The organism is Acinetobacter rathckeae, from assembly GCF_015627125.1.
Lineage (GTDB): Bacteria > Pseudomonadota > Gammaproteobacteria > Pseudomonadales > Moraxellaceae > Acinetobacter > Acinetobacter rathckeae.
The window spans coordinates 68,571-82,042 of record NZ_VTDO01000010.1 but is presented as its reverse complement, the minus strand read 5'-3'; the positions used below and the strand labels follow the sequence as shown (position 1 = coordinate 82,042).

Sequence of the window (13,472 nt, the reverse complement as noted above, 5' to 3'; positions counted from 1 at the left end):
GTATACTAAGAGTATATAAGGTAGTTACTGCTATAATTTTAGCTCCATATTTTACCTATATATATTTTTTCTCAATGGATAAAATATTTAACTTACATGATTTTCTAGGAATATTTTTGTGACCCATAATGAATTTAACGCAGTTATTGTAACTTTTAATCCCAATATAGAAAATCTATATTCATTGGTGAATTGCTTATCTAATCAAAAAGTTAAAACTGTTTTTATTGTAGATAATGGCTCAAAAAATATTTTAGATCTACAGGTTTTTGATGGAGCTGTTTCAAGTACAACAAAATTAGAGTTGATATTGTTAAATGGTAATTATGGGATTGCAAAAGCACAAAATGTAGCTATTGATTTAGCTCTTCAACGAAACCTAAGCTATTTGATTTTCTTCGATCAAGATAGCGCTATCCCAGAAGATTTTATTAACAACTTGATGCAAGATTATAAAGAGATTGAGAGTCAGGGTATTAATGTAGGACTAATAGGACCAAGATTCATTGATAGCCGTTATAACTTTTTTTACAAAACGATAGATTATTCTAGTGGTCATCGTAAGAAATTAGATGTATCTAATATTACGACACCAATGCGTTCTACACTGTTAATATCATCTGGTTCTATGGCTTCATTAGATGCAATAAAAAAAGTAGGATTAATGCGAGAAGCGTACTTTATTGATTATGTAGATACAGAGTGGTGTTTTCGCTTTGAAAGTTTAGGATATGAAAACTTTATTTCCTCTCGCGCTGTAATGAAGCATGCTGTAGGAGATAGTATTATTGAGTTTAAATTTTTTAATACACCAATACATTCACCATTCAGGCGATATTTTGTAACTAGAAATGCTTTCTATATGTTTAAAGAAGCCCATATACCTAAAATTGTACCTACAAGACAAATTTTTGTAAACTTAATACAGCAAATTATTATTTTACTACACTCTAAGAATAAAATTTCTTATATAAAAGCTTTCTTTAAAGGTATCAAAGATGGTGTGCAATATTTGGTTAAAAAGGGTTAGTATTTAAATGAATAAAAAAATTAGCTTTGTTGTTTTGACTTGGAACCGTAGTCAAATGCTTGAAAGATCTTTAATTGAGTTGTATTCTTCAATTAAAAATAAAGAGTATTGTAATATAATTATATTTGATAACGCATCTACAGATAATACAAAAGAAGTTATTAGTGCTTTTTATAATAATTATAGTTCAAATATTGAAATTATCTGTCACTTTTCAGAAGTGAATTTGAGATTAAAAGCATATAAGAAACTTTTTAAGTTAGCATCCATAGCCGATATAATTGTAGAGTTTGATGATGATGTTCTCGCTTTCCCTGAAAATGTAGATGAAATTTTTATTCAATATCTTGAAAGTTTTACTAAGTTTGGGTTTCTTGCACTGAATGTGATTCAGAATGAACATACAAATGGTGCTAAACCAGATATTTCTCATTATAAAGAGGTAAATATTGATAAGTTAGTTGTTGAAAAAGGGCCGACTGGAGGATGGTGTTCAGGTTTCAGAAGCAATGATTTTAAAAAAATTTCTTGGTTATTTAATTTAATGCCAATAAGTATGAAATCAGGTGAAGATGGTGCATTACAGAATTTATTTAAATTATTGGGAAAAGGCTCTGGTATTATAAAAGAGCATAAATGTTTTCATGCTGCGGGGCCATACTACTCACAACAATTTAATTTACTTGAAAGAGACATAGAAAAATATAAAGCAGTTGGTTTAGATGATTTTGTTAATAATTATAAGAATTTTAAAGAATAATATATTGTAATTAGAGAGCTATACTTTATAAATATTTTTATAGCTCTCTATATAATTTATCTTTCTACTTGCTTTAAACAGTTTTTGTTAATTTTATTTCTTCTAGAATCAATAGCCCAACCCCATTTGTTGAAATACTGAATAGCACTTTTAATATGTGCTTTGAGTAGTACTGGATTTTTGTATGATCCCTGCTCATGTAGATGTGTTACATGAGCTAAGGGGTAATACACTGCCCCAAACTTTTCATAGCAACGTCTTGATAGGTCTATGTCTTCCATATACATGAAGAACCTTTCATCAAAACCATTTAGCTCAATGAGTGCCTTACTTTTAAACACTAAAAAACAGCCAATGAGGTTTGGGACTTCTATTGGCTTATCTTCTTTAAAGCTTTCAAGAAGATATTTCTTGTCAAGTTTTTCAGCAAGTTTTGGTGAAAACCTTCTGGCAAATAAATTGAGTGGAGTAGGTAATAGTCGTGCACCTTGTTGGTTAGAACCATCACCTTTTATAATTTTAGGTAAGAACAGACCTTTCGAGCTACTTTCAGCGTAGTTAAGTAGATTTTTTAGTTGTTCTTTTTCAAATGCAATATCTGGATTGCATATAATGAAAAAGTCAGCTTCTTCGGCAAATGCTTTGATGGCTTTATTATGTCCATAGCCAAAACCAAAATTACCTTCTGATTTTATATAATGAATCTTTTCATGAAGACTCGTATTCGCCCAAGTACTTTGGTCATTATCAACTAAAATGATTTTATCAATATCTGGTGAGTGAATAAGAGAGTTGAGTGTCGGTTCTAACTCTTCGTAATCATGTTTATAAATGACGATAGATGCAATTGTTTTTCGTTGCATGTTAATATGCTCCATCTCTAGCTAACACGACCTTAACTGTTTTTAGTAAAATAACAAAGTCATTCCATAAAGACCAATTTTTAACGTACCATGTATCGTATTTTACACGGGTAACATAGTCTATTTCACTGCGACCACTCACTTGCCAAAGCCCTGTAATACCTGGTTTGGCTAAGTAATAATAGCTTACATCTTTTTCATAGCGTTGTAGTTCTATTTCAGTGATTGGTCGAGGGCCAACTAAACTCATATCGCCACGTAACACGTTAAACAGTTGGGGTAACTCATCTAAAGATGTTTTTCTTAGAAGTGCACCAATTTTAGTAACACGTGGGTCATTTTTTAACTTAAAGTGAGTTTCCCACTCTTGTCTTGCATTTTCATCTTTTGCAAGTAGCTCTTCTAATAGCTCTTTTGAATTGGTTTTCATTGATCTAAATTTATAGCAATCAAACTTCTTACCAAATTGTCCAACACGTTCGTGCCCATAAAAAGCAGGTCCACCATCTTTACGAACTTTTAAATATAATATGACAAGAATTGGACTAATCATGGTTAATATAAGGCTTGTAATCACAATATCAAAAATACGTTTTAATAAAGTAGAAAGTGGTTTAGATATACTTTGTTGTATTTGTAGCAACATCGTATGCTGACCAAACGCAAAGGATATATGAGTTTGATCCAGTGGTAACTCTTTTAGTGTTGGAACACTAAAAATATTTTGGTATCCACGACAGATTAATTCTCTAAGCCATTCGTTTGCAATCTCTATTTCATGGTTTTCACATGCAATAATAAAAGTTGTTTGTTGATTAAATTCTATTTCGTTAGGTTGGACATTAAGTATGGGAATATTATTAATATTGTTCAGTTTAGTTGGGCTTATGCTTATAAAGTTTTCAACGTTAAAGCCAAAGTTTTTGTCGTTTGAAAAAGTGTCATAAACATCTACAGCAGTTTGGTCAGAGCCAATAATTACGACATTTTGTTGCCATACTTTTATAATAGATAGTATTTTTTTAGTTGCTATGCGAAAAACTGTAAATAGTATAATCGTCGAAGCCCAGCTTAGTAAGATATTTAGCCATAGGGTTTCAATATTTAAAATTTTTAATAGAGCAACTTCTATAAAAGCAAGACCGATTAAAGTTGAACAGATCTCCTTTAATTCGTACCAAAAAGATTTTCTAGTACTATAGTGCTTTAAATATACACTAAAAGATATTATTGCTAAGAGTGTAATAATAAGATGTGTGTATAGGTAAACGTATTGTTCTGATGAGGAGAGGAAGCTCGCATATTCTTTACTTAAACCAATTAATACGATAAAGGGAAAAAGCATTGAGAGTAAATCAGATACAATAAGAATGCTGGATCTTAAATTTTTTTTTAAATCGTTACTTTTTATCATGCTAGACATCATTTTTCATAATAACTTAAATATCAAATGTATACTAAAGCCTTTTTTTAGAAGTTCAAATACTTTGTGATAAATTTATAGTAGTAACTTAGAAAGGTTGATTTTTAAGTTACTGTTTTTTGTTTAAGAAGCAGTTACCCTCGAATCTTCCAAATAAGCATAATGCCAATCACACAGTATGTAAGCATCACTAGGGTCATGTCATGCATAAGGTCTAGTGGTAATATAGCCAAGATCGCTCCAGAGATTAGGCCAAAAAAGAACTGTAATGCACCAAGTAATGCACTGGCCTGACCTGCACGTTGCCCTTGGCTTGCTAAAGCAAGTACAGTGGCATTAGGTGCAACAAAACCAACACAAGCCACCATAAAAAATAATCCAAGCATGAGTGTGGTTATAGAAACAAAACCTAAAAATGCAATGGCAAGTAAAAATAAGGTCGCTATAAGTTGTACCGCTGCACCAAATTTCAGTAGTTGTAATGGCAAATATTTTTTACTCAAAACACGATTCATGTTTGCCACAATGACTAAACCAAATGCATTGATTGAAAATAACACGGAAAATAGCCCTGTAGAAGTATGAAGTTGTTCTATAAAGAGCTCAGATGCACTATTGATATAGGTAAACATAAGTCCCATAAGTAGACCGCTGGCAACAGCAGGTACAATAAAGCTTTGATCTTTTGCTAGTTCAGCATAGCCTTTTAATGCAGAAGTAAAGGTGTGTTTTTTTCGGCGTGCAGGAGGGAGGGTTTCGGGAAATTGAAACCAAGACAAAATCAATGCAATCGCCCCTAATGCAAACAGAGCCCCAAAAATGGCACGCCATTCAAAGTAAGCCAACACCACACTACCAAAGAGTGGTGCAAGTACAGGTGCAAGGCCTTGTACGGCCATAAGCGATGAAAATGCTTGTGCAGCCTCTGCACCTTCTAAGCAGTCACGAATAGCAGAGCGTGCAACCACCACACCTACACAGCCACCAAGTGCTTGAGCGACTCGGGATATAAAAAGGACTTCGAGTTGTGTGGCAAAGACACAGACTAAACTGGCAATAATATACAAGGCCAAGCCAATAAAGAGTGGTTTTCTACGTCCAAAGTGGTCGGTGATCGGCCCGTAAATGAGCTGGCCAAAGGCCAAACCCATAAAGTAAGCAGGTAGTGTGCTTGCAATGTTAGATGTCGTGACATGTAGGTCAGTTGCCATACTGGGTAGGGCAGACAAATACATATCTATAGAAAAAGGCCCAAGTGCAGTGAGTGTTGCCAGTACGCAAAGCCATGTGGTGGTGTACGGTTTTTGTTGCATATGATGTACTCAAATCATTTAAACAGAAGTGTGTTTTTGCCAATAGCCTGCAGCTTTTATCTGCGTGCTATCGATGCTGTATTGTGCTGTAAGGGTCTGTTTTAACTGACGAGATTGTTCGGCTTCGCAAGCAATCCAGAAAAAGCTGTCATGCTCTGTCCAATCTATTTTGGACCACATATGTTCTGCCAAAGCTTGTTGATGGCTTGGCTGTAACCAAAACACCTGACAGTGCTCTGAATGTGTGAGCTCAATTTTAGAATGTTCATCATTCACAAAAATAAAGGCCAGTACGTTGCTGTGTTGAGGAAGTTCTTCTAAACGCCGTGCAATGGCAGGCAATGCCGTTTCATCACCAATAAACACGTGTTGGCTGTAGCTCTGCGGAATAATCATTGAACCACGTGGCCCACCAATCACAAGCCGTTCACCAAGTTGGCAATGTTTTGCCCAATCTGTTGCAGGGCCTGCCTCGTGTAGTACAAAGTCGATGCACAGCGTTTTTTGCTGTGGGTCAAAGGCTCGAGGAGTGTAATCTCTCGCAATTTTTTTTATGTCTGTAGGTGGTTGGGTTTTATCAAAGTTAGGTACGTGTATTTCACCTGTATTTGGGTCTGGAAAAAATAGTTTTACGTGGTCGTCAAAGCCTAAACTGGTAAAGTCCGCCAAATCTTCACCATAAAACACAATGCGTAAGAGATGAGGTGACAGTTGTACTTTTTGTTGTACTTCCACCCAACGTACTTTGAGTTGATGTTTTACCCGATAGGGCTGTTTTTCTTGAGGGGGAACAATCGCTTGATTTTGCATAGTTTTACTCTGCTGAATATGTTGTATGGTTTTTCTCGTTTGCTCTAGGCTGTTGGCCAACAGTTCTGCATCTGCATGGGTGAGCTCTTGCTGAGAAAGTAATTGACGCATGTCTTGTTTGACTTGATCTAGTTTCTCAAGCAACACAGAAGGTTGCTTTGAACGCTGTTGTATTTTATGGAGTAGTTCATCCACTTCTGGCTGATAAACATTTGCAATTTGTTCGCCTAAGGGGGTGATGTGATAACTGCGTTTACGTCCATCGTTTGCATCAGGCTCGCTAATAACCAGTTGTTTTTCAACCAAGTCGTTTAGTAGTGGATATAACACACCTGCACTCGGGGTATAGGTACCTTGCGTCATATGTTGAATGGTTTTGATTAGGTCGTAACCGTGTTGAGGTTTTTGCTGAATGAGTGATAGAACGACCCAGCGTAGGCCACCACGGCCAAAACCATGATGAGATGATTTAGTTTTCATAATGAATATAAATTAAAAAGATATATCTATTATATTTTTTATTTAAGGGGTGTTGTAAGTTATTTTTTGTAACTTAGGTGGCTTGTTTGCTTTAATGCTTAAGAATCAGCTACATAAAAGATATATCTTTTATGTAGCTGATTCTAGCTGGGTGACTGTGTTTTATGGTGCATGTAATTGCAGTGTTTGGCTATGAAACTGCTTTAAATTTTCATGGTGAGCCACACTAATGACAGTCGTTTGTGGTAGCTCATCCATTAAAAGTTGGTATAAGTGACTTTCGTTGTGAGGGTCTAAAGCAGATGTTGCTTCATCGAGAAAAGCATAACGCGGTTTTTGCAGGAGTACTTTGGCAAATGCTAAGCGTTGTTGTTCACCTAAAGATAAAATGTTTTCCCAGTCATCTGCATGCTCTAGTTGCTCAATCAGTTGGCTAAGATTGGCTTTGGTTAAGGCTTGAGCATATGTGGCAGTGTCTAGTGGTAGTTCTATATGTGGGTAAGACAAAATGCTTTTGAGTGTGCCATAAGGCAGATAGCTCTTTTGTGGTAAAAATAGCATGTCTTGGCTGTTTGGTAAGTACATTTGCCCTGAACCGTAGGGCCAAATTCCCGCCAATGCTCTAAGTAGGGTACTTTTACCTACGCCAGATGGGCCTTGTATCAGTAAGCGGTGACCTGTGGTTAGGTGTATATTGGGCACATTGACGAGTAGCTGACCATTTGGCCGATACAGCTTGAGTGCATGGGTCATGATTTGTGTATCTTCATGATGATGTGTTTGCATTTGCTCGCTATTTTGCTGTTGTAAAGAGGCTTGAAACTCGCCTAAACGCCGTAATGCAGCACGCAATAAAGCAAGGTCTTGGTAGTTAAAAATAAACCAAGACAAAGATGCTCGAACACGTAAAAAACTTTGCGTCAGTTGCATGACAGTGCCGAGCGTGAGTTTTTTCGCAAAATATTGTGGCAACATGAGCAAGTATGGAAGGTATGTGCCTATTTCTAAATATACAGATTCGGTAAATGAAATACGTTTGGTGTAGGTCATGATGCTACGCCAGTTTGACTGCACAGTCATAAATGCATGTTGTAGTCTGTTTTTTTCAGCACCTTGGCCTTGGTAAAAAGCCACCTGTTCGGCATTTCTACGCAGTCCAATGAGTAACGAACGGAAGTTGGCTTCGTATTGTTGTTGTTTATAGTCTAAAGACACCATGGGGTGACCAATTTTTTCCATAATGAAAGAGCCAATGAATGCATACAAAATAGCGGCCCAAAGCATTGCTCCCGGAATGGTGTAGGCATTGCCATGAATATTAAATAGCCATGTATCTGAAAGGCTCCAAATAATAATGCTGTATGACACCAAGTTGACACAGTTTTTCAGTAGCCCTGTAAATAAGCTCAATATTTTTTTAGCAATTAAGCCTAAATCTTCGGCAATACGTTGGTCTGGGTTGTCGTTGAGTTTTTGTTTTTCGATGTGATAAAAACGATTATTTTGCAACCAGTCTGAAATGTACACGTTGGTGAGCCATGTACGCCAACGTATTTCTAAGAGCTGTTTAAAAAAGTACTGAAAATACGTGCACTAATAATTGTCGCAAGTAGGCCAACCAAAGTCATAAATAGTGGCGTCATGGCATGGGTGTCATAATTGGCAATGGCATCAAAAAAATCTTTGTTCCAATACGTCATTTGTATAATCATGTAGACATTGGTCATGTCGAGTGAAATGACTAAAAACAGGAGGCCCCATGCAATCCATTTTTGATTTGAAACCCAGTATGGTTTAATCAGTTGCCATGTAGAAATAGGTGTTTTCATATCTGACTTTAAAGCAACATTGCTTTACCTAGTAAGCGGTTTAATATAAATAATAACGCGTGGTTGTGTCGTTTTAATCCAGTGTAACAGGTCTTTATTTTAATGGTTTGTATGTAGATGTGATGTACGTGGGCATATAAAAATTTACCTGATGTATGCCATTTCATATAAAATATACTAAATAATATAGCGATGAGGTCTGTTATGTCGGCAACTTTAAAAAGTGCGCCCAATTTAGGTGAACTACCTTCTAGTTCAGAAGTCATTTTAAAGTTTTTGAGAGATGCAGTCATTCGAGGTGAGTTTTTAGATAACGAGCCTATTCGCCAAGATGAAATTGCCAAGTCATTTAATGTCAGTAAAATTCCTGTACGTGAAGCACTCAAGCGTTTAGAAGCAGAAGGTTTAGTACAATTTCACCGTAATAAAGGAGCAACGGTTACACGGATTAGTGACTTTGAATTGGCACAAATTTTTGAAATACGGGTCATTTTAGAAGTTCAAGCCATTCAAATGGCCATACCTCATTTAACAGAAGACGATTTTTCCCGTGCTGAAGCAATTTTAGATGAGTTCATCCATTTAGATGACCCATCACGTACAGCAGAGTTGAATTGGGCATTTCATAAGTCGCTATATGATGGCTCACAACGACCTGTTTTAGTAAATATGATTCGCTCTATTTACGACAAGATCGAGCGTTATTTACGGCTACAAATGGAACATTCTGTGGATGCAAAAGCCATTGCAGATCGTGAGCACCGTGCCATTTTACAGGCATGTCGTATAAAAGATACGGCACTGGCTGCACAGTTAGTTGAACAGCATATTCATCAGGTATGCGATCAGTTATTGCATTTACTGCCAAAAAGTTCAGATTTACTGTAGTTTTTTTGAGCCTGTGTTATATGATCAGGTGTATTGTCTCTATAGGTGTGTAAGCACTTGAATTATAAAAGCCTTGAAACATTGTATTGGGTTGCTCGGTTAAGTAGTTTTAATAAAGCTGCAATACAACTGGGTACCACACAATCTTCTATATCACAGCGAATTGCATCGTTAGAACATGAGCTAGGGGTAAAACTATTAGAACGTCGGTCACGTACGATACATTTGACAGATCAAGGCAAAGTTGCATTTAAGTATGCGACAAAAAGTATTGCGTTAAATGAACAATTCTTGGCTGAATTATCTAATCATAGTTTGACGGAAAGTACCATTCGTTTAGGTGTAGCGGAAACCATTGTTCATTCGTGGTTGGTTGATTTTATAGAAAAAGTATATAGCGATTATCCGCATATTACGGTCGATATTATTGTTAATATTACACCTGTACTGAAAGAGTCACTTAAAAATGGTGAGCTAGATATGGTCTTTATGTTAGATCATACCTGTGACTTTGATTGTATTCAGCACCCTTTGTGTCATTTTGAACAAAGCTTTTTGATTTCTGCCAAACACGGTCAGTCTTTTTTGAAGCGACATACTTTGAGTTTTAGAGATTTAGTGCGTTCAACCATTATTAGTTATCCTAAAAATACCTATCCATACTTAGACATTAAGCAACAGTTGAATCAGTTACGCTTGGCTGAGCCAAAAACCATTACCAGTTATTCGTTGGCAACACTCATAAAAATGACTGAAGAGGGGATGGGCGTTGGTGTTTTACCTCACTTGTCTGTACTCAAAGAATTACGAGAAAAACGGCTTTATATTTTGCCCACTGAAATTAAGTTAGATCCCTATCGTTTTTTATGTGTGTATACCGTTGGCCGAGATGATGCCGTGAAGAAAAACTTAGCAGATATTGCGGTTGATGTGTCCAATAAAGCCATGAAAAAACTGAATCAGCAGTTTGAGAGTGAAGATTTTTACTTGTATTAAATGCCACATAAAATGGCATCCCGCACCAGAATAAAACCAATAAAGCACCACAATAAAACATGCTTAATTTCCAATCATTAGTTTATTTAATGGTCTTGTATTAGGTAAACTGATGTTTGGATTATATTGTTATTTATCATGTATTTATGTTCTTGAGAAAATGTGTTTTAGGCATTGAGTATTCAATGTTTTCTATGATTTATTAAATGGCGTATTTAATTTTTTAAATGGGGAGCGTCATGGGAAATAATACTAAGAAATTTTTTAATGAAAGACAGTGGGCCATTGTTGCCTCAATTTTTCTCATGGCAACGTCTGCTATGGGCCCGGGGTTTTTAACGCAAACAGCTACATTCACCGCCAAAATGGGTGCGGCTTTTGGCTTTGGTATTTTACTCTCTATTATTATTGATTATGTGGTGCAACAAAATATTTGGCGTGTGGTCACGCTGACTCAAATGCGAGCACCTGAGGTTGCCAATGCCGCTTTGCCCGGCAGTGGTTATGTACTCGCAGGATTGGTGATTTTTGGCGGTTTCTTTTTTAATATTGGTAATATTGCAGGGGCGGCCTTAGGTCTAAATGCTTTATTTGGCCTAGATACCAAATGGGGTGGGGTGATTAGTGGTGCGATTGCCATTTTGATTTTTGCGTCAAAAAAAGCCACTGTGGTTGTTGATAAAAGTATGATTTTACTCGGCGTAGTAAAGATATTATTGGTAGTCATTGTTGCAGTGATTGTTGCACCACCTGTTGCCGATGCATTTCATCAAACGATTTTACCAAGCCATGTCGACTTTGCCAGTATTACTACCATTGTGGGTGGTACGGTCGGTGGTTATATCTGTTATGCAGGGGCACACCGTTTACTCGACAAAGGAGCTGTAGGGCCTGAGCATATTCAGGAAGTTTCAAGAGCAGCCACTAAAGGTATTATTGTGGTTGGTATTGTTCGTTATGTACTTTTCTTAGCGGTGCTTGGTGTAGTGGCGAGTGGTGCTGTCATTGACCTATCAGCGAAAAATGCAAACCCAGCCGCACAAGCATTCCAATATGCGGCAGGCATGTTTGGTTTTAAACTCTTTGGTCTTATTTTCTTTGCTGCTGGTATTAGTAGTGCCATTGGAGCGGCTTATACATCGGTTTCATTTTTTACAGCATTTAAAAAAGATATTACCTTAAAACAGCGTAATGTCTGCACCATTATTTTTATTGCTGCTGCGCTTTTATTGTTTGTTATTTTAGGGGCAACCCCTGCAAGCTTACTCATTTTTGTAGGTGGTTTAAATGGCCTTGTGTTACCTGTCGGTCTGACACTTTTTGTATATGTTGCAGCCTGCCGAAAAGATTTACTTGGTGGATATGACTATCCAATGTGGTTAACCATACTCGGTGTGCTCACATGCTTGCTGACATGGTATATGGGCTACATTTCGTTTAATACTATTTTCAATTATTTAAAGTCGTTATAAGAGCATGCCATGATGAAGATTGATTTAAATAGTGACCTTGGTGAAAGTTATGGCTCATGGCGTATGGGCAATGACCAAGAGATTTTAAAACTGGTGAGTAGTGCCAATATTGCTTGTGGTTTTCATGCGGGTGATCCAAAAGGTATTTTATCGACCTTACGCCAAGCCTATGCATCGAAAGTTGCTATAGGGGCACATGTGGCTTACCCAGATTTGGTCGGTTTCGGACGCCGTAATATGGATGTGTCGTATGACGAACTGTATGCTGATGTGCTGTATCAATTGGCCGCTTTAGACGGTTTGGCACGTAGCATTGGTGCAACGGTGAGTTATGTGAAACCACATGGAGCATTGTATAACACCATTGCACATAATTTGACCCAAGCAAAAGCGGTGGCTGATGCCATTAAAGCATTTAATCCTACATTGAAGTTGGTAGCGTTGGCAGGGTCTGATTTGGTGGGCTTTGCACGAGAGCAGGGTTTACAGGTTGTATCAGAAGCCTTTGCTGACCGTGCATATAATAGTGACGGTTCTTTGGTGTCTAGACGTTTAGAAGGGGCTGTTTTACATGATGCAAGCCAAATTGCACAACGTGTGGTCGGCATGGTGAAAGATGGCGGTGTGATGTCTATAGATGGCACATTCACCAGCATTCAAGCAGACAGCATTTGTGTGCATGGTGACACTCAAGGCGCACTTGAAATCACTCAAAAAATTATTGATGTATTGAGCGAGAGTCATATTGGTGTTACTGCATTTTCTGCCAAAGCGGAGGGATAGTATGTCTAGTATTCAATTTCTTGCAACGGCAGAGCAATTAAAGCAAGCACAACAAGCACGGCTTAAAATCAGACAAGGGTATGACCAACCCACAGCAGGCTTAGCGACAGGTTTGACCCAAGTCAATATGATTTGCGTACCTGAAGACTGGGCATGGGATTTTCTGCTCTATGCACAGCGTAATCCGCAAAGTTGCCCTGTATTAGATGTCATTGAAGCGGGTCAATACCACACGCAATTGGGCGAGGGTATTGATATTCGAACAGATTTTCCTAAATACCACATTTGGGAGCACGGTCAAAAAACTGCAGAAGTGACCGATATTTCTAATATTTGGCAACAACACCCCAAGTTGGTGACTTTTTTAATTGGCTGTAGTTTTTCTTTTGAAGCCGACTTAATGGCCGCAGGTATAGAGGTTCGCCACATTGCAGACCAAAAAAATGTACCCATGTATTTAACCAATATTGCGTGTCGTTCGGCAGGAAAAATATCAGGGCAGTTGGTGGTGTCTATGCGTCCGATGAAAGCACATCAAGTGCCTCAGGCGGTACAAATTACGGCGAAAGTACCTAAAGTGCACGGTGTACCTGTACATATTGGTTCGCCACATTTATTGGGTATTCAAGATATTTATTGCCCAGATTTTGGCGATGCCCCTCGTATTTTAGACGATGAAATTGCAGTGTTTTGGGCTTGTGGTGTAACACCTCAAGCGGCTGTGATGCAATCAAAAATTCCATTTGCCATTAGCCATGCACCTGGTCATATGCTGATTACAGATATACCTGACCGTACATGGTCTATTTAGTAAAAAGGAGGCAT

General features: G+C 37.4%; 13 protein-coding genes. 7 read left to right on the top strand and 6 right to left on the bottom strand.

What is annotated here, in order from left to right:
- The first annotated feature begins 118 nt into the window (after window positions 1–118).
- Both I2F31_RS12355 and I2F31_RS12350 read left to right on the top strand, forming a co-directional pair.
- Complete coding sequence (locus tag I2F31_RS12355) at window positions 119–1,030, top strand: rhamnosyltransferase (RefSeq protein WP_195773954.1); 912 nt, start codon at window positions 119–121, stop codon at window positions 1,028–1,030.
- 7 nt (window positions 1,031–1,037) lie between these two features.
- Window positions 1,038–1,790, top strand: coding sequence for a glycosyltransferase family 2 protein (locus tag I2F31_RS12350; protein WP_195773953.1), 753 nt, complete (start codon window positions 1,038–1,040; stop codon window positions 1,788–1,790).
- 56 nt (window positions 1,791–1,846) lie between these two features.
- Here I2F31_RS12350 and I2F31_RS12345 read toward each other — a convergent pair whose 3' ends face one another.
- The 6 genes from I2F31_RS12345 to I2F31_RS12320 all read right to left on the bottom strand — a co-directional run bounded on the left by I2F31_RS12345 (window position 1,847) and on the right by I2F31_RS12320 (window position 8,508).
- Complete coding sequence (locus tag I2F31_RS12345; RefSeq protein ID WP_195773952.1) at window positions 1,847–2,653, bottom strand: glycosyltransferase; 807 nt, start codon at window positions 2,651–2,653, stop codon at window positions 1,847–1,849.
- Window position 2,654: 1 nt separating this feature from the next.
- Entirely contained in the window at window positions 2,655–4,067 is a 1,413-nt protein-coding gene (gene wbaP, locus I2F31_RS12340) for an undecaprenyl-phosphate galactose phosphotransferase WbaP (RefSeq protein ID WP_195773951.1), read from the bottom strand.
- A 143-nt stretch (window positions 4,068–4,210) separates the two neighbouring features.
- Entirely contained in the window at window positions 4,211–5,389 is a 1,179-nt protein-coding gene (locus tag I2F31_RS12335) for a multidrug effflux MFS transporter (protein WP_195773950.1), read from the bottom strand.
- 18 nt (window positions 5,390–5,407) lie between these two features.
- Window positions 5,408–6,679 carry a siderophore-interacting protein gene (locus tag I2F31_RS12330; RefSeq protein ID WP_195773949.1) on the bottom strand — a complete coding sequence of 424 codons (1,272 nt, stop codon included), beginning with the start codon at window positions 6,677–6,679 and terminating at the stop codon, window positions 5,408–5,410.
- Window positions 6,680–6,841: 162 nt separating this feature from the next.
- The gene (locus I2F31_RS13460) at window positions 6,842–8,206 is read right to left on the bottom strand and encodes an ABC transporter ATP-binding protein/permease (RefSeq protein ID WP_195773948.1); all 1,365 of its coding nucleotides are present in this window, start codon (window positions 8,204–8,206) and stop codon (window positions 6,842–6,844) included.
- A gap of 29 nt (window positions 8,207–8,235) precedes the next feature.
- Window positions 8,236–8,508, bottom strand: a complete 273-nt coding sequence (locus I2F31_RS12320; protein ID WP_195773947.1) for a hypothetical protein — start codon at window positions 8,506–8,508, stop codon at window positions 8,236–8,238.
- Window positions 8,509–8,712: 204 nt separating this feature from the next.
- Here I2F31_RS12320 and I2F31_RS12315 point away from each other — a divergent pair, with 204 nt between their 5' ends.
- The 5 genes from I2F31_RS12315 (at window position 8,713) to I2F31_RS12295 (ending at window position 13,458) form a co-directional block, all read left to right on the top strand.
- On the top strand, window positions 8,713–9,396 hold the full coding sequence (locus I2F31_RS12315) for a GntR family transcriptional regulator (protein WP_195773946.1): 684 nt from the start codon (window positions 8,713–8,715) through the stop codon (window positions 9,394–9,396).
- A 57-nt stretch (window positions 9,397–9,453) separates the two neighbouring features.
- On the top strand, window positions 9,454–10,392 hold the full coding sequence (locus tag I2F31_RS12310; RefSeq protein ID WP_195773945.1) for a LysR family transcriptional regulator: 939 nt from the start codon (window positions 9,454–9,456) through the stop codon (window positions 10,390–10,392).
- Window positions 10,393–10,631: 239 nt separating this feature from the next.
- On the top strand, window positions 10,632–11,864 hold the full coding sequence (locus I2F31_RS12305) for an NRAMP family divalent metal transporter (RefSeq protein WP_195769789.1): 1,233 nt from the start codon (window positions 10,632–10,634) through the stop codon (window positions 11,862–11,864).
- A 12-nt stretch (window positions 11,865–11,876) separates the two neighbouring features.
- Complete coding sequence (locus tag I2F31_RS12300) at window positions 11,877–12,647, top strand: LamB/YcsF family protein (RefSeq protein WP_195769811.1); 771 nt, start codon at window positions 11,877–11,879, stop codon at window positions 12,645–12,647.
- A gap of 1 nt (window position 12,648) precedes the next feature.
- The gene (locus tag I2F31_RS12295; RefSeq protein ID WP_195769788.1) at window positions 12,649–13,458 is read left to right on the top strand and encodes a putative hydro-lyase; all 810 of its coding nucleotides are present in this window, start codon (window positions 12,649–12,651) and stop codon (window positions 13,456–13,458) included.
- Window positions 13,459–13,472: the final 14 nt, after the last annotated feature.

Excerpts from the sequence above, each read along its gene's own strand:
- I2F31_RS12350 (WP_195773953.1), top strand. The coding sequence starts at position 1,038 with ATGAATAAAAAAATTAGCTTTGTTGTTTTGACTTGGAACCGTAGTCAA.
- I2F31_RS12345 (WP_195773952.1), bottom strand. The coding sequence starts at position 2,653 with ATGCAACGAAAAACAATTGCATCTATCGTCATTTATAAACATGATTAC.
- wbaP (WP_195773951.1), bottom strand. The coding sequence starts at position 4,067 with ATGATAAAAAGTAACGATTTAAAAAAAAATTTAAGATCCAGCATTCTT.
- I2F31_RS12335 (WP_195773950.1), bottom strand. The coding sequence starts at position 5,389 with ATGCAACAAAAACCGTACACCACCACATGGCTTTGCGTACTGGCAACA.
- I2F31_RS12330 (WP_195773949.1), bottom strand. The coding sequence starts at position 6,679 with ATGAAAACTAAATCATCTCATCATGGTTTTGGCCGTGGTGGCCTACGC.
- I2F31_RS12320 (WP_195773947.1), bottom strand. The coding sequence starts at position 8,508 with ATGAAAACACCTATTTCTACATGGCAACTGATTAAACCATACTGGGTT.
- I2F31_RS12315 (WP_195773946.1), top strand. The coding sequence starts at position 8,713 with ATGTCGGCAACTTTAAAAAGTGCGCCCAATTTAGGTGAACTACCTTCT.
- I2F31_RS12305 (WP_195769789.1), top strand. The coding sequence starts at position 10,632 with ATGGGAAATAATACTAAGAAATTTTTTAATGAAAGACAGTGGGCCATT.
- I2F31_RS12300 (WP_195769811.1), top strand. The coding sequence starts at position 11,877 with ATGAAGATTGATTTAAATAGTGACCTTGGTGAAAGTTATGGCTCATGG.
- I2F31_RS12295 (WP_195769788.1), top strand. The coding sequence starts at position 12,649 with ATGTCTAGTATTCAATTTCTTGCAACGGCAGAGCAATTAAAGCAAGCA.